We start from the raw sequence: 23,976 nt of genomic DNA, 5'->3' as shown, positions 1-23,976 counted from the left end.
TGGTGGTCTGGCCATCGGTAACACTGAGCTTTCGGGAGCGAAGCGAGCTTATGACATCGAAGGACGCCGTAAGCCATATGTCCCTTGCGCTCGAGGAGGCGAAAGCGGCCGCAGATCGCGGCGAGGTGCCGGTCGGCGCCGTCATCCTCGCAGCCGATGGCAGGATCCTGGCGGCGGCCGGAAATCGGACGCGCGAGCTCAACGATCCAACCGCCCACGCCGAGATTCTGGCCATCCGGGCGGCCTGCCGAGAGCTGAAGGACGAGCGCCTCGTCGGCTGCAGCCTCTATGTCACGCTGGAGCCGTGCCCCATGTGCGCCACCGCGATCTCGTTCGCGCGGGTGAAGCGCCTTTACTATGCCGCCAGCGACCCCAAGGGCGGCGGCATCGAGCAGGGTCCCCGCATCTTCAGCCAACCCACATGCCACCACACCCCCGAAATCTACCCCGGCATCGGCGACCTCGAAGCCAGCGCCCTACTCAAAGGCTTCTTCGAACAACGGCGCTCGTAATCAGCCCCTGCGTCATCCTCGAACGGATGAGCCCGCGAGGCCGTTCGGGGATCCAGCGTCAGAAGTGCTGAAGGCTCAATATTGCGTCTTCGACAAGTCTCGCGCTGGATCCCCGGCCTTCGGCGCGGCCGTGCCGCGCTCGGCCGAGGATGACGAAATAAAACTACTTCCGCGGGCGGGGGAGAAGGCGGCGTTTCGGGCGCTTGGGCGGCGGGCGCATGCGTTCGAAAACATCCGCCTCATCGACCACCGGCAGCGTCTCGACCGAGAGCACGCGTGCCAACTGCTGCTTCAAACGTTCCTTCGCAGGCTGGGCGGCGGCGAGAATGTCGTCGTACTTCAAGAAATCGAGCACCTGGAAATTGCTCGTCCCGGCGTTGATGAAAATGTCCGGCTGCTTGGCTTTGAGCTTCTCGCGGACGATGGTGCGTTCGAACAGAAACGCGCTCGAAAACAGCGCGGCGAAAGCGGTGGGTGCAACACGCTTCGAATGCGGAACGGGCGCGCCGGATACGTCGATGGCAACGACGATATCGGTTTCGGGAAGCAGCAGATCGAACGGCAACGGGTTCGTCAAACCGCCGTCGATCAGCACCCGGCCGTCAAGTACGACGGGCTGAAACACAACAGGCAGCGCCATGCTGGACGCAACGGCCGTTCGGAGCGAGCCGTCAGTGAAGATCCGCGGGTCCTGATCGTAGAAATCGGACGCGACGATCTTCAGCGGAATTTTGCATTCCGCGAAAGTGGTCTTCACCTCTTTCGGCAGAATGACTTCGAGTACGACGAACGGATCGAGAATGGCGTTCCGCGCACCCACCGCGCTGAGCAGCCGCTGAAACGGCTGCTGTGTCTTCGAGAAGAGATCGCGGATGAGACCGAAGCGCTGCGAAAGGATGAAGCGCGTGTGTTCGCGCAGATCGCGGCCCGACATGCCTGAGGCATACGCCGCGCCATAAACCGCGCCGATGGACGTGCCGGCGATGACGTCGGGCTTGATGCCGAGTTCGTCGAAAGCCTCGATCATGGCGACGTGAGCGAGCCCACGCGCACCGCCACCGCCGAGCGCGAGCCCGATCGTGGGCCGCCGGACGGGCAGGCTGCCATTCCCGTTCGGCTGTGATGCGTGAGGCTTTGGAACAGTCATGCTATGCCACTATCCCATTGTCCGCCGCCCCTTGGAAGCAGCTCAGCGCGCCTGCGTCTCGTCCCGTTGCAACGCGCGCCAGCCGATGTCCTTGCGATAAAAGCCGCCCGGCCAATCGATTTTGGCAATTGCCGCATAAGCGGCATCGCGCGCCTCCGCAATGGTCCGCCCGCGCCCGGTCACGTTTAGCACCCGGCCGCCATCGGCAATAAGACGGTTCTCCTCGCGGCGCGTTCCGGCATGGAAGATTTCGACGTTGGGAACCGCGCGGGCGAGGTCCAGGCCCTTGATCTCAGTCCCCTTTTGCGGCGTGCCGGGATAGCCGTTGGCAGCCATGACGACGGTCAATGCAGCGTCATCGCTCCAGCGCAGATCGAAGTTCGACAGCACGCCATCGGCAGTCGCCAGAAGCGCGGCGAGCAAGTCCGATTTGAGGCGCATCATCAAAACTTGTGTTTCGGGGTCGCCGAAACGCACGTTGTATTCGATGAGCTTGGGGCCCGTTTCCGTGATCATCAAACCGGCGAAAAGGACGCCCTTGAAAGGCGTGCCGCGTGCCGCCATTTCCTTCACGGTCGGCTCGATGATCTCGCGCATCACGCGCTCGCCCATTTCAGGCGTCACGATGGGAGCGGGCGAATAGGCGCCCATGCCGCCGGTGTTGGGCCCGGTATCGCCATCGCCGACGCGCTTGTGATCCTGCGCGGCGGCAAGCGGTAGCGCGGTGGTGCCGTCGCACAGAGCAAAGAAGCTGGCTTCCTCGCCGTGCAGAAATTCTTCGATGACGACTTCGGCTCCGGCCGCGCCGAAAGTGCCGGAGAAGCAGGCCTCGACAGCGGCTTCGGCTTCCTCGCGCGAGCCCGCGATGATGACGCCTTTGCCGGCGGCCAAGCCGTCCGCCTTGACGACGATGGGAAAGCTCTTGTCCGCGAGATAGGCTCGTGCAGCTTGGGCATCCGAGAAGCGGCCATAGGCGGCGGTCGGGATGCCGGCAACGCGGCAAAGGTCTTTGGTAAAGCCCTTCGAGCCTTCAAGCTGCGCGGCAGCCTTCGTCGGTCCGAAATAGCGAATGCCGGCTTCGCCGAGCGCATCGCCAAGGCCCGCAACGAGCGGCGCTTCGGGGCCGATCATGACGAGGTCGATGCGCTCGTCGCGGCAGAACTCAATCACGCGCGCTTGGTCGGCGGGATCGATCGCGATACATTGCGCTACCTCCGCGATACCCGCATTGCCGGGTGCGCAGAAGAGTTTGGTCAGAAGAGGACTCGCGCTCAGGGCCCACGCAAGCGCATGCTCGCGGCCGCCGGAGCCGAGAAGAAGGACGTTCATCAGGTCGCCTGTTGCAATCCGGGTCTCGGTGTTGCATCGGGTGTAGCATTGAACGTGAAACAAGCAAGACCGCGAAACAGAACGGTAAGCTATTGAATTCCATTTCCAACACGAGCGAAGCGCGCCCTGGCGCCAACGCCCCGGAATTCTCGGTGTCCGAGCTTTCGGGCGCCATCAAGCGCGCCCTGGAAGAGGGCTTCGGTTATGTGCGCCTCAGGGGCGAGATTTCGGGCTACCGCGGGCCGCACGCCTCTGGCCACTGCTATTTCGCGCTGAAGGACGATAAGGCCAAGATCGAGGCCGTGATCTGGAAGGGCGCCTTCGGACGCCTGCGCTTCAAGCCCGAAGAGGGCATGGAAGTAATCGCCCAGGGCAAGATCACGACGTTCCCCGGCTCTTCGAAATATCAAATCGTCATCGAGGCGCTGGAGCCCGCGGGCGCGGGCGCGCTGATGGCGCTGCTCGAAGCAAAGAAGCGCCAGTTCGCCGCCGAAGGCCTTTTCGATGAAGCGCGCAAGAAACCGCGCCCATTCCTGCCGAGGGTGGTGGGCATCGTCACCTCGCCGACGGGAGCCGTCATTCGTGACATGCTGCACGGCTTCAACGAACGCTACCCCGCCTGCGTTCTCGTTTGGCCGGTGCGCGTGCAAGGCGAAGGCAGTGCCGCTGAAGTGGCCGCCGCCATCCGCGGTTTCAACGCGCTCGAAGTGGGCGGCAAAATTCCCCGCCCCGACGTGCTGATCGTCGCGCGCGGCGGCGGCAGCCTCGAAGACCTCTGGAGCTTCAACGAGGAGATCGTGGTACGCGCGGCAGCCGAGAGCCGCATTCCGCTCATCTCCGCCGTTGGCCACGAAACCGACTGGACGCTCATCGATCTCGTCGCGGACGCTCGCGCACCGACGCCGACGAAAGCCGCCGAATGGGTCGTTCCGAAATATTCCGAGCTGATCGACACGCTCGAAAAGCTGATGCTACGCAAGCGCACCGCGGTTCGCCGCTCGCTGGCCGCCGCACAGACGCACCTGAAAGCCTCCGCACGCGGTCTGCCGAAGCTTCAGGACCTCGTCGCCCTGCCGCGGCAGCGGTTCGACGAGGCCGACCGCCGGCTGTCGCGCGCGCTGCTCGCCAATACGCGTGCTCATGCAACGCGCCTCGCTCGCGTCAGCGGACGCCTGTCACCTGCGCCGATACTTCAAAAGCATTCCAGATGCGGCGAGCGGCTCGAAGCTCTCGAACGCCGCGCAGGCCGGGCCTTGCTCAACCGCGTGGCCGTCAGCCGCCGCGTGCTCGAAGGCAAGGCAGCATTGCTCAAGTCATTGGGCTATCACAGCATCCTGTCGCGCGGCTTTGCGCTCGTGAGGAACGAGGCCGGGCAGACGATCCGCCAGTCGACAGCCGTCGTCGCGGGCTCGCTGTTGAACGTGGAGTTCTCCGACGGCAGCATTGCGGCGAGAGCCGAAGGCCCGGTAAAACCCGATCTCCCAAAATCCGACAAAAGCTCGGGTAAAACGCCGCGCCAAAAATCCGGCGGCGGCGGGGGACAGGGCTCACTTTTTTGATAGGCTTGAGGTAAATTCGGAAATTGGCGTGCGGCCGGAAACGCGGCGTTCATATTGTTCGACGACGGATAAATGTCCGGCAGCAAACGAATGGTACGGCTTGGAAGCTGATGAATAGAATTGAGAAATTTTTCGGCCTTCGCAACGAAGCAAAGATCCGGTACCTGGACGGCGAGTTCGAAGTGATCTCGCCGGGCGATTTCGTGCGCTGCGCCGTGACCGGTCAGCCCATCGCGCTTCCCGATCTTCGCTACTGGAGCGTCGACGCCCAGGAAGCGTATGCCTCGCCGGAAATCTCGGTGAAGCGGTATCTCGAGCTTCACGCCAAGGGCGGCTCTAAACCCGCAGCAGGCTGAACAAGCCTTCTCTCGTCAGCGGGCGATGGCGCTCCTGACGAGCTGGCGCAAGACGCCAAGATCATTCTCTTCGATCGTCGTCCGCATGGCGAGCGCCTGCGCCCGGTCTCGCAGCGCGCCGGGCGCGCCAGTGGCTCCGGCAAGCCGCGCGAGATCCTTCTCCGTCGTGACGAGAAGAGCGCCCGTGCGCTCCGCATCATCCAGAAGCCCACGCGCTTCCGCCTCGGTAAACATGTGGTGATCGGCAAATGTCTTTTGCGCAGTAACAAGCGCGCCGATCGCCCGAAGCGTGGAGAAGAACCGTTCCGGATTGGCGATCCCGGCGAACGCGATCACCTTGCGGTTCCGCAACTGCATCGCATTGCCATTGGCGCGGATCCCGGCGGATATGATGGGCGCCCCGGATATTGCTTTGAGACTTTCCAGCAGCGACGGATCGGTAGCACCTTGTCCCGTGAGCACGATCAGCTGCGCGAGCTTACCTTGCACCTCGAGCGGCGCACGCAACGGGCCGGCGGGGATGACACGGCCGTTGCCGAAGCCCCGGCTGCGATCGACGATGGCAATGCTGAGATCCTTCGCCAGTCCCGGATTTTGCAAGCCGTCGTCCATGATGATGACGGCCTTGTCGGAGGCCATTGCCTCGATCGCTTTCGCTCCCAAGCCACGGTCGCGCGAGACGATCGTAGGCGCCGCGCGCGCAAGCAGCAGCGGCTCATCGCCAACATCGGCGGCCGAGTGCCGCGCCGGGGCGACACGGACGGGACCCGCGAGCTTGCCGCCGTAGCCGCGCGAGAGAAACCAGGGCTCGCGATCTTCTTCCGCGACGAGCTGCGCGAGGAGCAGCGCCAGCGGCGTTTTCCCTGAGCCGCCTGCCGTGAAGTTGCCCGCGCAAATGACCGGCAAGGACGATCGATAGGGCTTGGCGTTCAGGATGCGCCGTGCTGCGACCCGGCCCACGAGCGCGGCAACCGGCGAAAGAAGCAACGCCTGCCATCCGCCATCCCGGCCATACCACCAACGCGGTTCGGAGGCGGGCACGCGCTACGCTCGCTGCTTTTCAAGGAGCGGCTGAATGGCGCCGAGCGTTTTTGCCAGCGCGCCGCTCATGGACTGGAGTGCCGCATCCGCTCCCTCCCGCATGCGCTGCGCCGCAGCCTGGTCCGCCAGCAGCAGCGACACCTGACGGGCAATATCGTCGGATGATCTGACGACCGCGGCCCCGCCTTCGCGGAAAAGGGCAGCATACGCATCACGGAAATTGTGCGTGAACGGACCTGTCAACACGCATGAGCCGAGACGCACGGCTTCAATGGGATTTTGCCCGCCCCGCTCGACGAGCGAACCGCCGACAAGCGAGACCGGCGCCAGCGAATAGAACGTTCCAAGCTCGCCGATCGTGTCGGCGACATAGATCTCTGTATCGCTCTCAGGCGTCGAGGAGCGACTGCGCAATTGCGTTCTGAGCCCAAGCCCGCCAAGCGATGCGGCAAGCCCGCCGCCGCGTTCGGGATGACGCGGTACGATGATCGTCAGCAGCCCTTCGATATCGCGGCGCATGAGCGAATGCGCAGCGGCGATCATCGTGTCTTCGCCGGGATGCGTGCTGGCAGCGAGAAAGAGCGGGCGCTGGCCGACGGCATTGCGCAGAGCGGTGACAGCTTCGGCGTTCACCGGCGGCGGCGGTGAATCGATTTTCAAATTGCCCGCCGTGATGACGTTGGGTGCGCCGAGACGCTTCATCGCGCGCGTGATCTGCTGGTTCTGCGACAGCACGGCGGCAAAGCGCGAGAACAGCGGCCGGCCGACAGCTGCATACTTCCGCCAGCGGCTGATACTGCGTGGCGACATGCGCGCGTTGACGAGCACGAGCGGAATGCCCCGTTCGGCCGTGGCGAGCACGAGATTGGGCCAGATGTCGGATTCTGTGAAGATCGAGATCGACGGCTTCCAATGGTCGAGGAACCGGCTGACGTAATGCGGCACATCGAGCGGCACATACTGATGCAGCGCCCGCGGCGGCAAGCGGCGGCTCGCGATTTCAGCCGACGTCTTCGTGCCCGTGGTCAGCAGGATGTGAATGTGCGGATTGGCGGCAAGCAGGCTGTCGATGAGCGGCAGGATCGCGTTCGTCTCGCCGACGCTCGCCGCATGAATCCAAACGACTTGTCCCTCGGGTCGCGGCTGACCGGCAAAGCCTAGGCGCTCGCCGCGGCGGCTCGCGTCTTCCTTGCCCTGCTGGCCGCGCATGTTGAGAAGCAACGGCACCGCGGGCCTGAGCGCTGCCGTACCGGCGCGATAGGCTTTGAGAACGAGGCCCGGCGGCGGCGCGGAGTTGGCGGCAAGAACATCGAGCGGCGTCGCGCGCTTGATGTCGGCGCCCGCGAGATCATAAGCGCGCAGCGTTGCGGCATTGAGCGCGGTCTCGAGTTCGACGCGCTTCTGCTCGATCATGGCGGCGTCCGCCGTGCTCGGAACTTCAATCGGATCGCCGATGACGGCGGCAAGCTTGGAGTAGGGCAGGTTGATCGTCAGCCGGCTCCACGTATCGAACGAAGCAAAGCGCTTCGTCGCAAGCGCGACGGGAACGATGGGGCGGCCGGACATGCGCGCTATGGTGACGATGCCGGCACCCGCAACGCGCGCTGGTCCAGGCGGAACGTCGGCCGTCATCACCAGCGAGTCGCCTTCAGCGAGCGCCTGCAACGACATCCGCAGAGCGGCAGCGCCGCCGCGGTCGCGCTTGCGCCAACCGGCACCCGCGCCGCGAATGAGGCGAACATCGATAGCGTTCAGCGTTTCGCTGATGAGTTCGGCATCGCCGTGCTTGGCGACCATAGCGGAGATCTTCGTATTCTCCGGCCGCAGTGTTGCCACCATCATGAATTGACCATGCCAGCAGGCAACGATGCATGGATGTGCGGCGGCCAGCCGCTCCATGAGATCGGGCGGCTCGTGAATAATCTTGGATGACTTGGCGACGTGGCGAATGAGGCGTGCGAGCGTCTGGCCGCCAAGTCGCACAAGGGTCTTCTTCATCTCTGCCATGCGGCAATGGCTGCCTTATCGTTGGTATGCGAGAATGTGCAAGATGAAGCGAGGATCTGATCAAGCCCCTTGCGGCACGTAGCTATAGCGAATAACTAGCAAGTTCAATCACGATAGACCGCGGCTTCTTGTGAAAAACGAACAGGATCAGAGGCGGGCGCTGCCGGCAAGGCGGCCCGCGAATCGGGAGCATCGAGACAACTCCTGATGGCAAGCCCTCTCAAAGAAGCAAAGCGTGGATTGCGCCGCACGAGCGGTGCATTTTTGCACAATGCTGTGCATGCGCCGCCATCCTGGCTCGGCCCACGCTTCGCGCCGGCGCTCTGTTATCTGGAGATGCTGCTGATCGATTACGGCATCGTGCGGATGGTCTATAACAATCGGCATCGTGTCGGCACGGACGCTTGGCGTTCGGCGCAGCCCGCGCCCCATCACATCGCCTGGGCCGCAAAGCGCGGCGTAAAGACGGTTATCAACCTGCGCGGCGAGCAGTCTTACGGTACGCGCTGGCTCGAACAGCAGGCCTGTGCGCGCCACGGCCTGAAGCTTCTCGACCTGACACTGCGCTCGCGTGCGGCGCCAACGCGCGCCGAATTCCGGGCGATTCGGGACGTGTTGGAAAAGGTCGAATACCCGATCCTCGTTCACTGCAAGTCGGGCGCCGACCGCGCCGGCTTGATGAGCGTAATGATCAGCCATCTTCGCGGTGGGCTGCCCATTCGAAAAGCTCTAAACCAGCTGTCCCTCCGCTACGGACACGTTCGCAGCGCCGATACAGGCGTGCTCGACGCTGTCTTCCATCGCTATCTCGAGGACGAAGCGAAGACCGGCATTGCATTCTGGGACTGGGTCGAGTCAGTTTACGATGCGCGCGAAGTGAGCAAAACCTTCAAAGCCCGCGGCTGGGCGAACCGTCTCGTCAACACCATCCTGAAGCGCGAATAGCGTGACCAGCCAGCCGCCCGGCGTGACGGACGGTCGTCACTCGGCGATCATCGCCTGTGGCCCATGCGCCGACCGGGCAAGCCGTGCATAAGCGCCGTTGCGGGCAAGAAGCTCGGCATGCGTTCCCCGCTCCACGATCTGCCCGTCATCCATCACGCAAATCATATCGGCGTTCTGGATGGTCGAAAGCCTGTGCGCGATGACGAGCGTCGTGCGTGTGCGCGTGAACTTCGCCAGCGCCTCCTGAACGAGCTGCTCGCTCTCGTTGTCGAGTGCGCTCGTCGCCTCGTCGAGCAACAGAATCGGCGCGTCTTTGAGAATGGCCCGCGCCAGTGCCACGCGCTGCCGTTGCCCGCCCGACAATCGGCTGCCGCGGTCGCCGATCATCGTCTGATAACCGTCGGGCATCGCCATGATGAAGTCATGCGCCGCGGCGGCTTTCGCGGCCTCCGCGATGTCCTCGGCGCTGGCGCCGAGGCGGCCGAGCGCAATGTTTGCTGCAATCGTATCGTCGAACAGCGTGATGTCCTGGCTGACGATGGCGATGTGCGCGCGCAGCGAGGCGAGCGTGACATCCCTCACATCCTGGCCATCGATGAGGATCTGTCCCTCGGTCACATCGAAGAGGCGAGGCACGAGGTTGATGATGGTCGATTTGCCGGCGCCTGAGCGGCCAACCAGCGCCACCGTCCATCCGCCGGGCACGTCGAGGTTCACCTCGCGCACGGCACGGACGTCGGAGCCCGCGTCGTAGGCAAAGCCGACGTCGCGGAATAGGATCCGCCCCTCTGAAACGGTGAGGCGTTTGGCGCCCGGCTTGTCGGCGATCTTCGGCTTTTCGTCGATAAGGCCATAGAAGCTTTCCGCGGCCGCCAAGCCCTCTTGCAGCCGGCCGGCAAGATTGCCGAGCGCGCGAATGGGCTGCGCCGCCATCAGCAAAGCCGTGACGAAGCCCATGAAGTCGCCAACCGTCGAGATGCCGTTGGAAATGCGTAAGTAGGCGAACGCGACGACGCCCGCGATGGCCAAGCCACCGAGCACCTCGAGGATCGGATCCATCCGCGCCCGCGTTTTGACGGACTTCATCTTCAGAGAATAGATCTGCTCGAAGCTCGCATCCAAGCGGTCGGCAGCGTAGCCTTCGAGCTGGAACGATTTGATGAGCCGCGCGCCCGCGAGCTTCTCCGAAAGCAGCGAAGTCATGTCGCCGAGGCCGCTCTGCGTCTGCTTAGCGACGCGGCGGAGCCGCTGGCTGATAGCGGCGACCGGGAGCGCGGCGAGCGGGTAGACGCTGAGCACGACGAGCGTCATCGCCCAGTCGAGATAGAGCATCGCGGCGACGAGCGCGATGACCGAAAAGGTATCGCGGAATATCGAGTTCAGCGCCGAACTCATCGCGTTCTGAATAAAACTGATGTCGTTCGTCAGCCGCGACATGAGCCGCCCCGGCGTCTCGCGCGAGAGCCGCGCGAAATCGGCGCTGATGAGATGCCGGAAGGCGAGCTTCTGCATGTCCGACGTGATGCGGAAAATGAAGCGGTTCGTCGCCACCGATTGCAGGAAGAGCAGGCAAGCGCGCGCCATCGTGATGCCGACGATGGCCGCAAGCACGAACGGCAGGGCGCCGGTCTGGCCGCCCATCAGCATGTCGAACGATTTTTTGATGATGCCCGGATAACCGCCGGTCACCGCCGCAAGGCACGCCGTGAGAAAGAGCGTCCAGGCGAGCTGGCCGCGCCGCGGCCATACCCAGTCGCGCACGAACCGGGCGAGCAGCTGCCGTGAAGCTGCGTCGAGACGAAGGCGGGGCCGCTGCTTCTTCTCGGGTTTGAGCAGATTTGCCGTCACGTGGCGGAGGCGGCCGGCTCGGCGGGCTTCAGGCCGTTGGGCTCCAGGAGCCGGTGCAGATGCACGATGAAATACCGCATCATGGCGTTATCGACGGAGCGCTGGGCCGCGTTCTTCCAGGCCGCATAAGCCGACTGGTAGTCCGGAAAGATACCGACAATGTCGAGGCCTTCGATATCGCGAAATTCATGGCCCTCGAGCGTTTCGAGTTCGCCCCCGAAAACGAGATGCAGGAGCTGCGGCTTGGACTGGGAAGATGAGGTCTTGGACATGGACGACAGTTCGTCTCCTGAAGAAGGCTCCGGGCGTATTTCCAGAAACCGCCTCGTCTGGCGGCCGTCAACGGCGCAAAGCGTCCGCGAGGGCAGGGGAATGTGGTTCCAGTGAGCGTAAGCTTTTGTTTAGGCTATTTCTTAAGCCGACCGGAAGAAAATTGTGAGATCATCCCAGACAAAGCCGTTGAAACGGCACGAAAGTTCAACAGTGAGACCGAACAACGCGGCGCGGGTCATCCCGGGCCGCGTTTTTCGTATCGGCGCGCGACCCTTAGCTGAGGCCGGCAAACCACGACAGCGCCATGTCCGCGACAAGCCCGGCGAAAACCGCAAGGCCGACGTCGCGGTTCGACCTGAAGCGCCAGAGGCAATTGGATGGGTTGTTGATGTCGAGCGTCGACACCTGCCAGGACATCTGGAGGAACACGAGAACGACGGCCAGGAAGTAGACGAGGTGCGCGCCGGCGAAAGCGCCCGCCACGAGCCAAAGAATCCCCGCCAGCCCGTACATCACCCCGACGAACGGAACGGTATCTTCGCCCAACTGTAGCGCAGTCGAGCCGAGGCCGAGAAGCGCGTCATCCTCTTTGTCTTGATGCGCGTAGATCGTGTCGTAACCGACGGTCCAGAACACGCAGCCCGCGTAAAGCGCGAGCGCGGGCAGCCCGATCGATCCCTTGATTGCGGCCCAGCCGACGAGAGCGCCCCAATTGAAAGCAAGGCCGAGCACGAGCTGTGGATAGGAGGTGAAGCGCTTGGCGAAGGGGTAGATGGCGACGATCAGCAGCGATGCGATGGCAAGCCAGATCGTGAAGTTATTGAAAGCCACAAGTACGGCGAGCCCGACCAAGGACATGAGCCCGGCGAATACGAGTGCGGCGCCAGGAGAAACTTGTCCGGACGGCAACGGCCGGTTGCGCGTTCGCTCGACACGGCCATCAATGTCGGCATCCACGAAATCGTTATAGGCGCATCCGGCGGCGCGCATCGCGATGGCGCCAATGGCGAAGAGAACGAGGTACCAGAGGTTGGGCAGGTGATCGCTGGAATTGAGCTGTGCCAGCGTCATCGACCACCAGCAGGGAATGAGCAGAAGCCAAGTTCCGATAGGCCGGTCGAGACGCGCAAGCCGAAGGTAGGGTTGCCAGGAGGACGGGGCCCACCGGTCGACCCAGTTCGACGGCGTCGCATCCGCAACACGCAAGTTGGGCTTGGGCGAAATCTCGGCACCCGTAGTCAAGTGATGTTACTCCCGCGACTTTGATGAAGACCTATCCGGCCCGTCGCGCCGGCGCAATACCGGGGGACGGGGCGCGAGATGTTGGGCAGGGATGTTTGCCAGAGGTTTGACTAAGAGCAAGGCTTCGATAAGACCGCACCATGGCTATCCGTGACCTGACCTCAGAGCGACTGTTTCTCGACGGCGATCTTGCCGCCGCCAAGCTCGTGGAGCTGGAGGCGCCACAAGCCCACTATCTGACGGGCGTGCTGCGTCTGAAGCCCGGCGCACAGCTGCTCGTGTTCAACGGCCGCGACGGCGAATGGCTCGCAACGCTGACCGAGACGAAAAAGCGCGGGGCGACGCTCACCATCGGGCATCAGACCCGGGCTCAGGAGGCAAGCCCGGACCTCGATTATCTGTTCGCGCCGCTCAAACGCTCGCGGCTCGACTACATGGTTCAAAAGGCGACTGAGATGGGCGTTGCGCGCCTGAGGCCCGTGATCACGGAAAGAACGATCGCCGAAAGAGTTAATACCGAACGGATGCGCGCCAACGTCATCGAGGCGGCCGAGCAGTGCGGCATCTTGCATATCCCGGCGGTCGAAGCCCCCGTGAAGCTCGACGATGTTCTCGACGGTTGGGATGAAACCCGGAGTCTGATCTACTGCGATGAGCATGACGAGGGGTTGGGCCCCATCGAGACTCTCGCGAAGCTGACCTCCGGTCCGCTGGCGGTGCTGATAGGACCCGAAGGCGGCTTTTCCGATCGCGAACGCAAGCGGCTCGTCGGCAAGCCCTATGTGGTTCCCCTATCGCTTGGTCCGCGAATCATGCGCGCCGACACCGCAGCCGTCGCCTCGCTCGCGATTGTCCAGGCCGTATTGGGTGATTGGCGCCGCCGTTAGCCGCTTTCGAGCAGACGCTTGCCGTTCCGGCCGGTCATCGCCATAAGGCTCAGGCCGCGGGCGTGCTCCGCGCCGGGATCACCAAGGCTAGGCCACTCCGGAATGTCCACACGGGAACAAAGCGCAGCGAGCAACACGATCGAGAGCCGTGAGGATCTCGTGCGTTGGATTGCTGCCGGCGAGAAGCCGAAAGCTGACTGGCGCATCGGCACTGAGCACGAGAAGTTCGTATTCCGCACAGTGACACTGGACCCGGTGCCCTACGGCGGCAACGATGGCATTCGTGCGCTGATGGAAGAGTTGATCCGCCGCTATGGCTGGGTCGCAATCAAAGAGGGCGAAAACGTCATCGCCTTGAAGCGTCCCGACGGCGAGAAGGGCGGCACGATCAGCCTCGAGCCAGGTGGCCAGTTCGAACTCTCGGGCGCCCCGCTCGAAACGCTCCATGAAACTGCAGCGGAAACCGACGAGCACCTGCGCGAGGTGATCGACGTCGGCGAAGACCTGGCAATCGGATTTCTAGGCGTGGGCTTTTCGCCGAAGTGGCGTCTCGACCAGATCCCGCACATGCCGAAGAAGCGCTATCAGGTGATGACGCGCTATATGCCGACGGTGGGCAGCCGCGGCCTCGACATGATGTACCGGACCGCAACCGTCCAGGTGAACCTCGATTTCTCCTCCGAAGCCGACATGGTGAAGAAGCTGCGGGTGTCGCTCGCGCTGCAGCCGATAGCGACCGCGCTCTTCGCCTCATCGCCCTTCACGGAAGGCCGGCCCAACGGCTTCCAGTCGATTCGCAGCGAGGTGTGGCTCGACACCGATAAGCGCCGCACGGGCATGCTGCCGTTCGCGTTTGAAGACGGCATGGGCTACGAGCGTTACGTCGATTACGCGCTCGATGTGCCGATGTACTTCGTCTACCGCGACGGCAATTACATCGACGTCGCCGGCGCATCGTTTCGCGACTTCATGGCCGGGCGCCTGCCGGGCTTCGAGGGCGAACTGCCGACCGTGGACGATTGGTCCGACCACCTCACCACGCTCTTTCCGGAAGTCCGCCTCAAGCGGTTCCTCGAAATGCGCGGCGCCGATGGCGGGCGCTGGGGAACGATTACGGCCCTGTCGGCTTTCTGGGCTGGGATCCTCTACGATGAAGCCGCACTGGATCAGGCCTGGAACCTTGTCCGTGATTGGACCGAGGAAGAACGGCAGACATTGCGGGCGGATGTCCCCAAGACGGCGCTCGCGACGGTGTTCCGGAACACCACGGTGGCTAACATCGCCCGCCAAGCGTTGCGCATATCGCGGACGGGTCTCAAGAATCGCGCTCGCATCAACGCCAAGAACCAGGACGAGACGGTATATCTGACCCCGCTGGAGAAGATCGCCGGCAACGGTCAGACGGTCTCGGATGAATTGCTCCGGCGTTATTCCGGGGAGTGGCACGGGAACATTGATCGTATTTTTGAAGAATTCGCTTTCTGAAGCGGCCATCGGGCGGCAATACTTGCACCCTGCGGTTCAGGCCATGTTCATGGGCCCGGCACTAGCGTCCGCCGCTTGCCTAGGCTCAGCCGCCCAGTATGGCCCGGGGATGAGGAGGAGGCGGTACGTGTTTCAGGCTGCACGGCAGTCCATGAAATGGATCGGGAGAGCCGCACTGGCTGTCCTGGCGATCGGGGGTTTTGCTGCCCGCGACGCCAATGCCGACCCGTGCGCCGCTGCCTGCCGCTCCCAGCACAATTCCTGCCGTATGTCGGCCAAGCTGCTTTTTGCATCGCACTGCGACGCTCAGTTGCAGTCGTGCATCACCCAATGCTTTGCTGGCGCTCGCGGTAGCCGCAGCCGTGAGGGCCGCCCAGACGTACGCGAGCGCGAGCTGCGAAGCCCGGGCGAACCGCGCGAAATGCGAGGCCCACCCCGCGAGCGGCCTTGATGCGCTGTCTCGCCTCTCCAGCTCCCATGTGCGGCTGACGCCCATATTGCCGGTCAAACGCGCACGTGCGAGGATGATTAACGCCGGTGGCGGCGTGTCGTATCTGCCGTGGGCGATCAATTCGGCAGCCTCTTTTGAGTGCAGGCGTGCGCCCTGAACACGAAACAGCTGACATGACAAAATTGGAGACTGAGGACGATGCCGCATATCGAGCTGCCTGAGCCCGATGTTGGCGTCTTGCGGCGGCTGCCCATTCTGATCGAGGGCTTGAAAAGCCGGGTCGGACAAGACCTCCTGATCGTCGACGAGGAAGGCCGCCGCGCCTACGAGACGGACGCGTTCACGGCCTATCGCCGCGTGCCGATGCTCGTCGTGCTGCCGCGCACGACCGAGGAAGTCTCCAAGATCTTGAAGTACTGCCACGAGAACGGCGTGAAGGTCATTCCGCGCGGCGCAGGAACGTCCCTGTGCGGTGGTTCGCTGCCGACCGAAGACGCCATCGTGCTCTGCATTTCCAAGATGAACCGCGTCATCGAGATCGACTACACCAATCGCCTGGCGCGCCTCGAAGCCGGCATCACGAATCTTCAGATCACGGCGCAGGTTGCCGCCGAAGGCTTCTTCTACGCGCCTGATCCCTCATCGCAGCTCGCCTGCACGCTGGCAGGCAACCTCGCAATGAACTCGGGCGGCGCGCATTGCCTGAAATACGGAGTGACCACGCACAACATTCTCGGTGTGAAGATGGTGCTGATCGACGGTACCGTCGTCGAGATCGGCGGCTCGGCGCTGGAGCGCAACGGCTATGATCTCTTGAGCCTCGTGATCGGGTCCGAAGGCCAGCTCGGCGTCATCACGGAAGCCACCGTGAAGCTCGTGCCCGCGCCCGAAGGCGCACGCCCGATGATGATCGGCTTTCGCTCGCCGGAAGCGGCCGGCAGCTGCGTCTCCGCGATCATTGCAGCGGGCATCATCCCCGTTGCGATCGAATACATGGACCACGCGGCCATCGAAGTTTGCGAAGCCTTCGCCGGCGCCGGTTATCCGCTCGACGTGGAAGCTCTGCTCATCGTCGAGGTCGAAGGCTCGGAATCCGAAATCGGCATTCTTCTCGGCCGCATCGCCGAAATCGCCGCGCGTTTCGATCCGAAGACCGTGCAAATCAGCGCCGATGCCGACCAGAGCGCGCGCATCTGGGCAGGCCGCAAGGCGGCGTTCGGCGCGATCGGACGTATCTCCGATTACTTCTGCATGGACGGCACGATCCCGCTCGCGCAGCTGCCGCACGCGCTGACGCGCATCAGCCAGATCTGCGCCGAGTACGGCTTGAAGGTCGCCAACATTTTCCATGCGGGAGACGGCAATCTGCATCCGCTCATTCTCTACGATGCCAATAGTCCCGAGCAGGCCGACAACGCCGAGCAGGCCGGCGAAGCGATCCTGAAACTCTGCGTCGAGCTGGGCGGCTGCCTGACAGGCGAGCACGGCGTCGGAATCGAAAAGCGCGAGCTGATGACGAGCCAGTTCTCCCCCACCGATCTCGCGGTGCAGACGCGGATCAAAACCGTATTCGATCCGACGTGGCGGCTGAACCCGGCTAAGGTTTTCCCGCTCGCGATGACCGATGTCATGCGCGCAGGCAACGCCGCCAGCACGCCGGAGGCCGCCTGACTTGACCGAACTTTTCCGCCCCGCCGCCGAGTGGGAACTGCAGTCCATGGTCGCAAGGCTCGCGCGCGAAAAACGCGCCATTGAGGTTGTGGGCCACGGCGCGCTGCGCAATACCGGCCGCGTCGCCAATGCCGATGTCGTGCTGACGACGGTAGGCCTTAAAGGCGTGACGCTTTACGAGCCGACCGAACTCGTGATGTCGGCGCGCTCGGGCACGCCCGTCTTCGAAATCGAATCCGTCCTCGCCGCACGCGGACAGATGCTGGCGTTCGAGCCGGTCGATCTCGGCCCCACGACCGGCGCTCCGGGCGGCGCGCTGACCATCGGCGGCGTCTTCGCGACAAACTTCTCCGGCTCCCGCCGCATCTCGGCGGGAAGCGCTCGCGATAACCTGCTTGGCGTTCGCGCCGTCAATGGCCGCGGTGAACTCTTCAAATCCGGCGGCCGCGTCATGAAGAACGTCGCCGGGCTCGACGTCGCGCGCGGATTGACGGGCAGTTGGGGAACGCTCGCCATCATGACCGAGGTGACGTTCAAGGTCGCGCCGCTTCCGCAAACGATGCAGACGTTGGCCTATGTGGGTCTGCCCGATGATCTAGCGATCGAAGCTTTGAACGTCGCGATGGCGACGCCGCTCGAGGTTTCAGGCGCGGTCCATTTGCCGAAGAATTGCGCCGAACGGCTGCGGGTCCCGAAGCTCAAGGACGCCCGCAAGTCGCTGACGCTTCTGCGTCTCGAAACGTTTTCGACGTCGATCGATGAGCGCCGCGAAAAGCTGAAAGCTGCGCTCAAGGTCTATGGCACCCCGATCGAACTCGATCAGGAAGAGACGTTCAGTTTGTGGAGCGAATTCCGCACGCTCTCCGTCATGCCATTCTCGACCGGGACGAGCCTGTGGCGGATCGCAACGCTGCCGACGAAGGCGCCGGAGATCGTCGCCGCGATCCACAAGTTCATGGACGCCGTTGCGTTCTACGATTGGGCGGGAGGGCTCGTCTGGCTGGAAGTGCCAGCCGCCGCGGACGCCGGTGCGGCCGACGTCCGGCGCGCCGTCGCTGTCAGCGGCGGGCACGCGACGCTCATCCGCGCCGAGCCCGAAATACGTTCATCGGTCGACGTTTTTGAACCCCTGAAACCTGAGATCGAACGATTGACACGGGGCATCAAGCAGGCGTTCGATCCCAACGGATTGCTCAACCGCGGCCGGATGTACGCCGATTTCTAGACAAGAGCTTTTGGCAATAAGGCGCAATGCAAACCAATTTTACCAACGAGCAGCTTGAAGATCCCGATGTCCGGGAAGCGAACCGCATCCTGCGGCGCTGCGTGCACTGCGGTTTCTGCACCGCGACGTGCCCGACCTATGTTGTGCTGGGCGATGAACGCGACAGCCCGCGCGGCCGCATCTATGCCATCAAGGACATGCTGGAGAATGGACGGGACGCCAAGCCCGAGGTGTCCGTTCACATCGACCGTTGCCTCTCCTGCTTCTCGTGCATGACGACTTGCCCTTCGGGCGTCGATTACATGCATCTCGTGGAGATCGCCCGCAAACACATCGAGAAGACCGGCAGCCGCAGCTTCAAGGATCGGCTGATACGGCGTGTGCTGACGGAACTCGTTCCCTACCCAAATCGCTTCCGCTGGGCGATGCGCGTTGCGCCGCTCGGTCGCCGCTTCTCGCGCGTGTTCAAGGCTCTTAACCTTCCGCAACTCGCGGCCATGGCTGATCTCGCCCCGCCGCAAGCGCCGCGATCTGGCCGGTTCCGTGGGCCGGGAAGAGCGTCACCCACCGGCGTCAGGACCGGCCGCGTGATCATGCTTGCGGGCTGCGCGCAGCAAGTTTTGAGACCTGAGATCAACGACGCGACGATCAGGCTTTTCGCACGCGGCGGCATCGACGTCGTCGTGTCGGCAGGCGCGGGCTGCTGCGGCGCCTTAAGCCAGCACATAGGGCATGAAGACAAGGCGATCGCAGCCGCCAAGGTGAACGTCGATGCCTGGAGCAAGGAAATCAAAAAGGGCGGCGTCGATGCGATCATCATCAACACGTCGGGCTGCGGCACGACGGTGAAGGATTACGGCCACCTGCTGAAGAACGAGCCGGACTATGCCGAGCGGGCCAAGACCATTTCCGCGATGGCCAAGGATATCACTGAATTCCTCGATGCCTACGATATCGGCGCGCCGAAACGCTGGTCGAGCCTCAAAGTCGCTTATCATTCTGCCTGCTCGCTGCAGCACGGCCAGCGGGTGACGAGCCAGCCGAAGGCGCTGCTGAAGAAGGCGGGCTTCACTGTGATGGATGTGCCCGAAAGTCATCTCTGCTGCGGCTCGGCCGGCGTCTACAACATTCTCCAGCCCGAGATTTCCGGCGCGCTGCGTGATCGCAAAGTGGGCAACATCAAATCGTTGCGGCCCGACGTTGTCGCCGCCGGCAACATCGGCTGCATGAACCAGCTCGCGCCCGGGCTCGACGTGCCGGTCGTCCATACGGTCGAGTTGCTCGATTGGGCGCACGGTGGGCCTGTGCCGCCGGGCCTTGAGCATCTCGCCAGATATTCAACCGACGTGCCGCAACCCAAACGCAGCGTTGAGGACTACATACGCGCATGACACTGAAAGCCGACGTGAAGCAATCCCGCACGCTGCTGGCCGACGAGCTCCGCGCCCGCTTGCGAGGCAAAGCAAAGCCCGTCGGCTCGCTCGGCCGGCTCGAAGATTTGGCCGTTCAGGTCGGCCTGATCGCAGGGTCGGCCAACCCGGTTCTGGGTGCCGCGAAAATTCTGGTCTTCGCCGGGGATCATGGCATCACCGCCGAAGGCGTAACCGCCTATCCCTCGGTCGTGACGCGCGAGATTGCGAAGTTCGTGCTGGCGGGAACCGCAGGCGTCAACGTGCTGGCGCGCGCGGCGGGCGTCGGCGTCGAACTCGTCGATGCGGGCATGCTCGAACCGCTGCCGGCGCACGATCTTTTGATTGACCGGCGCATCGGGAAGGGCGCGCGCAACGCCCGGCGCGAACCCGCAATGTCGCCGGAAGACTGCACAGCCGCTCTCGAAGCGGGCCGCGCGCTCGATGCCGATGTCGGCGCTGAGAACGTCGGCATCGTCGGCTTCGGCGAAATCGGCATCGGCAATACGTCGTCTGCCGCACTGATCGCACACGCGTTGACGGGCCTTGATCTCAAATCCCTCGTCGGCCCAGGTGCAGGCGCACCCGCACTGGGCCTCGACCACAAATATCAGATTCTGGCAGAAACGATTGCGCGCGCCGCGATCGAACCGTCCACCTCTGCCGAGCGCACCTTCGAAGTGCTGCGCCAGTTCGGCGGTTTCGAAATCGTGATGATGGCGGGAGCAATGACAGCAGCGGCTGCCTCAGGCCGCGTGATCGTCGTCGATGGTTTCATTTCCACCGCGGGAGCGATCGCCGCCGAAGCTTTGAGCCCCGGAACGATCGACAACTGCGTCTTCGCTCATTGCTCCGCCGAGCCGGGCCATGCCGCGCTTCTGAAGCACCTGAGCGTGCGCCCGCTACTCGAACTAGAGATGCGGCTGGGCGAAGGCACGGGTGCGGCGCTCGCCGTGCCCATCATCAGGGCCGCCGAACTGCTGCTCCGCGAAATGGCCGACCTGCCGGGCGAACACCCCGTATGATCTCGCTCGAAAGCATGCGGTTTTTCGTTGCGCTGCAGTTCCTGACGCGCATTCCGCTGAAGCACATCGACCCGTTGCCGCGCGATTGGCTCGCACGCGCGGCGAAATATTTGCCCCTCGTCGGCGGACTGATCGGCATCGCGACGGGAGGTGTCATCCTGCTCGCGTCTTACGTTTTCCCCTGGCCGCTGCCGGTGATCTTGGGTCTCGGATTTGCGATCCTGCTGACCGGCGCACTTCACGAAGATGGATTGGCCGACACGGCGGACGCCTTTGGCGGAGGCCACACGCGCGAGCGCTGCCTCGAAATCATGAAGGACAGCCGCATCGGCACGTACGGCGTGCTGGCGCTGATCATCACGCTGGCGTTGAAGGCGACGGCACTCGCGCACGTTTCGGCGGCGACGGCGGCAGCAATTGTCATCGCCGGATTTGCGGGCGCGCGCCTCGCCCCCGTGCTGGCGCTCGCAGCCTTGCCCTATGGCGGCGGCGAGGCAGCCAAAGTCAGCCGCACGGCGTCCGACATGACCCGGAACGAACTCGGCGTCGCCGTTGGCACCGGTTTGATCTTCGGATTGATCTTCCTCAACCCGCTCGTGTTCCTCGCCTCGACCCTGTTCGCCGGGGTGGCGGCAGCCCTTGTGGCATTGATCGCGCAGCAGAAAATCGGCGGCTACACGGGCGATGTCCTGGGCGCCATCGAGCAGGTCTATGAGACGGTCTTCTTCATAATGGCCGTGGCGATTATCTCCGGACCGGGATAATCTTCCCGAAAAGACGTTCGACGCCGAGTGTAACGCGTATGGCGACGATAGATACGGGGGAGGGCGCGTTCCGGCGCGCCGGGGGTGGCTGGTCGCGAGTCCTCAGCTCGCGCAATCACCGCTTCATTGCCGAAATCTTCGACGGCGCCGACGACGCGCTCGCCGCATACGAGGCCGTGGAGCCGGGCCTTGCCGCCAACGGCTTCCAGACGCTCGACTGGCTGACGGTCCTCTACGAGGAACTCGCGCCCGCGCGAAAAGCCATGCCGCGGCTTGTGGTCGTGACGGAACGCGCAAGCGGCGAGGTGGCGCTCGTGCTGCCGCTGCTGGTGAAGAAAGAAGGCATTCTGCGGGTCGCGAGCTTCGCGGACCTCGGCGTCTCCCTTTACGGCGGCCCGATTCTGGGCCCGGCGCGTATCACCGACCAAGGCGCGACCCGCAACCTATGGCGCTCGGTACGGCGCGCGATGCACGACATCGACCTCATCCGGTTCGAGCGCATGCCGGCGGAAATCGCCGGCCGGCCCAATCCGCTGCGGGCGCGAGCCGGTGTCTTGCCCGCAAAAACGTCGGCAAGCGCGCTGACCGTGCCGGATAGGGTGGAAACATACCTGCGCGGCATCGGCACGAAATATCGCAAGGAAGTCGAGCGCTGCCATCGGCGATGGCAGGAAGAAAGCGCGCCGCGCTTCTATCGCGCCGAGACGGCCGATGAGATCGCGCACGTCTATCTGGCCTTCGAAGAACAACACGCGCAGCGTCAAGCGAGCCTGCATGAGGCGAACAGCCTTGACGAGCCGGGCTATCGCGCCTTTTACGAGCGCCTCGCAATCGACGGGTCGAATGCGGGCTTGAGCGCGCTCTTCGCACTTGAGGCGAACGGCGAGATCATCGCCACGCTGTTCGGCATCGTGCACGAGGGCACCTTCACGCGGCTCTTGAGTTCGACGGCGGGGAAAGAGTGGGCGCACCTCTCGCCGGGCAGGCTCGTGATGATCGAGGCAATGAACTATTTCGTAGGCGAAGGCGTGCGCCGCTTCGACATGGGACCCGGCAAGCATCCGCTCGCCCGCGGGTTCGGTGTGAAGCCCGTCCCCCTCTACGATCTGGTGGTGCCGATGGACGCCATAGCCGTGCCGAGAGCCTTGTTCCATGGCGTCAGAGCACGTCTCGGCGCGAAATGGGCACCCACGCGCCATGCAAGTCGCTGGCCCGCGTAGATTTTAAGGATTTTGGGCGGCTTTCCTCATGCCGGTCCATCCGATATAAGGCGGGCTCGCGCGCCGGATGCCATCAGGTGTCACGGCAACTTTTCCATTTGCGGTTCGGCCCTTCATCACCTCATGTCCAAAGTGAACCAAAGCACGCGTCCTGAAGCGCGCCTCGCCAAAGGCTTCCGCGATATCGAGGCGGCGGAACTGCGCGGCCTCAACGACATGACGGGCAAGATCCGCGAGGTCTACGAGCGCTACGGTTTCGAAGCGCTCGAGACGCCCGCCGTCGAGTACACCGATGCGCTGGGCAAATTCCTGCCCGATCAGGACCGGCCGAACGCCGGCGTCTTTTCGTTCCAGGACGAGGACGAGCAGTGGATGAGCCTGCGCTACGATCTGACGGCGCCGCTCGCCCGTTACGTCGCGCAGAATTTCCAATTCCTGCCGAAGCCATTCCGCCGCTACGCGTTCGGCAACGTCTACCGCAATGAGAAGCCGGGCCCCGGCCGCTTCCGCCAGTTCATGCAGTTCGACGCCGATACGGTGGGCGCTGAAGGTATCGCCGCCGACGCCGAGATGTGCATGCTCGCCGCCGACACGCTGGAAGCGCTGGGCGTGAAGCGCGGCGACTACGTGATCAAGGTCTCGAGCCGCAAGCTGCTCGATGGCCTGCTCGACGCGGCGGGCCTTGCAGGTGATGAGAATGCCGCCCGCCGCCTCACCGTGTTGCGCGCCGTCGATAAGCTCGATCGTCTCGGTCTCGAAGGCGTCTCCGCGCTCCTCGGCAAAGGCCGAAAGGACGAGAGCGGCGACTTCACCAAGGGCGCCGAGCTTTCGCCTGCCCAGACGATGGAAGTGATCGGCTTCCTTGAAAGGCCGATCGCCGACAGCGCATCGAACCCCGTCTTCAAAGCAGGTGTCGATGATCTTCTGCAGATCCAAGAGATCTGCAAGGCGGCCGGATATGATGAGACGCGCATCCGTCTCGATCAGACCGTCGTCCGTGGCCTTGAATATTACACCGGCCCGGTCTTCGAAGCCGAACTGACGTTCGAAGTGAAGGACGATGACGGCAAGCCCGTGCGCTTCGGTTCGGTCGGCGGCGGCGGCCGCTACGACGATCTGGTCGCGCGCTTTACCGGCGAGAAGGTTCCCGCAACCGGCTTCTCCATCGGCGTCTCGCGCCTGCAGGCAGCGCTCTCGCTGATCGGCGAGAAGAAGGCCAAAGCGCTCGGCCCCGTCGTCGTGCTGGTGATGGATAAGGGCGAAATCGCCACCTACCAGCGCATGACGCAGGCGCTGCGCAACGCCGGCATCCGCGCTGAGATGTACCTCGGCTCATCCGGCATGAAGGCGCAGATGAAATATGCCGACAAGCGCAACAGTCCGTGCGTCATCATCCAAGGCTCCGACGAGCGCGCCAAAGGCGAGGTAACGATTAAGGATCTGATCGAAGGCGCCAAAGCCGCCGCCGCGATCAAGGACAACAAGGAGTGGAAGGCGGCGCGCCCGGCGCAGTTCTCCGTCTCCGAGGCGAACCTGATCCAGGAAGTCCACAAGCTCATCAAGCTCCACCAGGAATAGAA

General features: G+C 63.6%; 20 protein-coding genes. 13 read left to right on the top strand and 7 right to left on the bottom strand.

All coding sequences use genetic code 11. The features are described 5' to 3' along the window. Window positions 1-50 precede the first annotated feature (50 nt). The gene (locus tag VFG26_RS14265) at window positions 51-512 is read left to right on the top strand and encodes a nucleoside deaminase (protein ID WP_325026438.1); all 462 of its coding nucleotides are present in this window, start codon (window positions 51-53) and stop codon (window positions 510-512) included. Between the two features lie 163 nt (window positions 513-675). Here the strand turns inward: VFG26_RS14265 and VFG26_RS14260 are convergent, their stop codons facing one another. Next, a complete protein-coding gene (locus tag VFG26_RS14260) occupies window positions 676-1,659 on the bottom strand; it encodes a patatin-like phospholipase family protein (protein ID WP_325026436.1) in 984 nt (327 codons plus the stop codon). A gap of 42 nt (window positions 1,660-1,701) precedes the next feature. After that, on the bottom strand, window positions 1,702-2,988 hold the full coding sequence (gene purD / locus VFG26_RS14255) for a phosphoribosylamine--glycine ligase (RefSeq protein WP_325026434.1): 1,287 nt from the start codon (window positions 2,986-2,988) through the stop codon (window positions 1,702-1,704). A gap of 101 nt (window positions 2,989-3,089) precedes the next feature. On the opposite strand from purD, the gene xseA reads away from it, so the two are divergent. Both xseA and VFG26_RS14245 read left to right on the top strand, forming a co-directional pair. Then, window positions 3,090-4,547, top strand: a complete 1,458-nt coding sequence (gene xseA, locus VFG26_RS14250; RefSeq protein WP_414653310.1) for an exodeoxyribonuclease VII large subunit — start codon at window positions 3,090-3,092, stop codon at window positions 4,545-4,547. Between the two features lie 110 nt (window positions 4,548-4,657). Further along, the gene (locus VFG26_RS14245) at window positions 4,658-4,903 is read left to right on the top strand and encodes a DUF2093 domain-containing protein (protein ID WP_325026430.1); all 246 of its coding nucleotides are present in this window, start codon (window positions 4,658-4,660) and stop codon (window positions 4,901-4,903) included. Window positions 4,904-4,918: 15 nt separating this feature from the next. Here VFG26_RS14245 and lpxK read toward each other — a convergent pair whose 3' ends face one another. Continuing rightward, on the bottom strand, window positions 4,919-5,944 hold the full coding sequence (gene lpxK, locus VFG26_RS14240) for a tetraacyldisaccharide 4'-kinase (RefSeq protein WP_325026428.1): 1,026 nt from the start codon (window positions 5,942-5,944) through the stop codon (window positions 4,919-4,921). Window positions 5,945-5,947: 3 nt separating this feature from the next. Next, entirely contained in the window at window positions 5,948-7,942 is a 1,995-nt protein-coding gene (locus VFG26_RS14235; protein WP_325026426.1) for a glycosyltransferase N-terminal domain-containing protein, read from the bottom strand. 216 nt (window positions 7,943-8,158) lie between these two features. Here VFG26_RS14235 and VFG26_RS14230 point away from each other — a divergent pair, with 216 nt between their 5' ends. Further along, entirely contained in the window at window positions 8,159-8,896 is a 738-nt protein-coding gene (locus VFG26_RS14230; RefSeq protein ID WP_325026424.1) for a fused DSP-PTPase phosphatase/NAD kinase-like protein, read from the top strand. Between the two features lie 36 nt (window positions 8,897-8,932). On the opposite strand, the gene VFG26_RS14225 is transcribed toward VFG26_RS14230, so the two are convergent. From VFG26_RS14225 to ubiA, 3 genes are all read right to left on the bottom strand, one after another. Continuing rightward, a complete protein-coding gene (locus VFG26_RS14225; RefSeq protein WP_325026422.1) occupies window positions 8,933-10,744 on the bottom strand; it encodes an ABC transporter ATP-binding protein in 1,812 nt (603 codons plus the stop codon). Beyond that, on the bottom strand, window positions 10,741-11,016 hold the full coding sequence (locus VFG26_RS14220; protein ID WP_325026420.1) for a DUF4170 domain-containing protein: 276 nt from the start codon (window positions 11,014-11,016) through the stop codon (window positions 10,741-10,743). Before VFG26_RS14220 ends, VFG26_RS14225 begins: the two co-directional genes overlap by 4 nt. Before the next feature lie 274 nt (window positions 11,017-11,290). Beyond that, window positions 11,291-12,259 (bottom strand): 4-hydroxybenzoate octaprenyltransferase, encoded by a 969-nt coding sequence (ubiA, locus tag VFG26_RS14215; protein WP_325026418.1) that lies wholly within the window; start codon window positions 12,257-12,259, stop codon window positions 11,291-11,293. A gap of 140 nt (window positions 12,260-12,399) precedes the next feature. Here ubiA and VFG26_RS14210 point away from each other — a divergent pair, with 140 nt between their 5' ends. From VFG26_RS14210 to hisS, 9 genes are all read left to right on the top strand, one after another. Continuing rightward, entirely contained in the window at window positions 12,400-13,146 is a 747-nt protein-coding gene (locus VFG26_RS14210) for a 16S rRNA (uracil(1498)-N(3))-methyltransferase (protein ID WP_325026416.1), read from the top strand. 102 nt (window positions 13,147-13,248) lie between these two features. Further along, window positions 13,249-14,631 carry a glutamate--cysteine ligase gene (locus VFG26_RS14205; RefSeq protein ID WP_325026414.1) on the top strand — a complete coding sequence of 461 codons (1,383 nt, stop codon included), beginning with the start codon at window positions 13,249-13,251 and terminating at the stop codon, window positions 14,629-14,631. Window positions 14,632-15,280: 649 nt separating this feature from the next. Next, the gene (locus tag VFG26_RS14200; RefSeq protein WP_325026412.1) at window positions 15,281-16,753 is read left to right on the top strand and encodes an FAD-binding oxidoreductase; all 1,473 of its coding nucleotides are present in this window, start codon (window positions 15,281-15,283) and stop codon (window positions 16,751-16,753) included. A 1-nt stretch (window position 16,754) separates the two neighbouring features. Then, entirely contained in the window at window positions 16,755-17,978 is a 1,224-nt protein-coding gene (locus tag VFG26_RS14195) for an FAD-binding protein (RefSeq protein WP_325026410.1), read from the top strand. A gap of 26 nt (window positions 17,979-18,004) precedes the next feature. Continuing rightward, the gene (gene glcF, locus VFG26_RS14190; RefSeq protein ID WP_325026408.1) at window positions 18,005-19,369 is read left to right on the top strand and encodes a glycolate oxidase subunit GlcF; all 1,365 of its coding nucleotides are present in this window, start codon (window positions 18,005-18,007) and stop codon (window positions 19,367-19,369) included. Next, entirely contained in the window at window positions 19,366-20,412 is a 1,047-nt protein-coding gene (cobT, locus tag VFG26_RS14185; RefSeq protein WP_325026406.1) for a nicotinate-nucleotide--dimethylbenzimidazole phosphoribosyltransferase, read from the top strand. The genes glcF and cobT overlap by 4 nt, the downstream gene beginning before the upstream one ends. After that, complete coding sequence (gene cobS, locus VFG26_RS14180) at window positions 20,409-21,176, top strand: adenosylcobinamide-GDP ribazoletransferase (RefSeq protein WP_325026404.1); 768 nt, start codon at window positions 20,409-20,411, stop codon at window positions 21,174-21,176. Before cobT ends, cobS begins: the two co-directional genes overlap by 4 nt. A gap of 38 nt (window positions 21,177-21,214) precedes the next feature. Beyond that, the gene (locus VFG26_RS14175) at window positions 21,215-22,396 is read left to right on the top strand and encodes a GNAT family N-acetyltransferase (protein WP_325026402.1); all 1,182 of its coding nucleotides are present in this window, start codon (window positions 21,215-21,217) and stop codon (window positions 22,394-22,396) included. 123 nt (window positions 22,397-22,519) lie between these two features. Continuing rightward, window positions 22,520-23,974: a histidine--tRNA ligase gene (hisS, locus tag VFG26_RS14170; RefSeq protein WP_325026400.1), complete on the top strand. Its 1,455-nt coding sequence runs from the start codon at window positions 22,520-22,522 to the stop codon at window positions 23,972-23,974. Window positions 23,975-23,976: the final 2 nt, after the last annotated feature.

This window comes from Hyphomicrobium sp., from assembly GCF_035687085.1.
In the GTDB taxonomy this organism is placed as follows: Bacteria; Pseudomonadota; Alphaproteobacteria; order Rhizobiales; family Hyphomicrobiaceae; genus Hyphomicrobium_B.
Note: the sequence above shows the minus strand (reverse complement) of the source record. Positions and strands in the feature narration are given on the sequence as shown.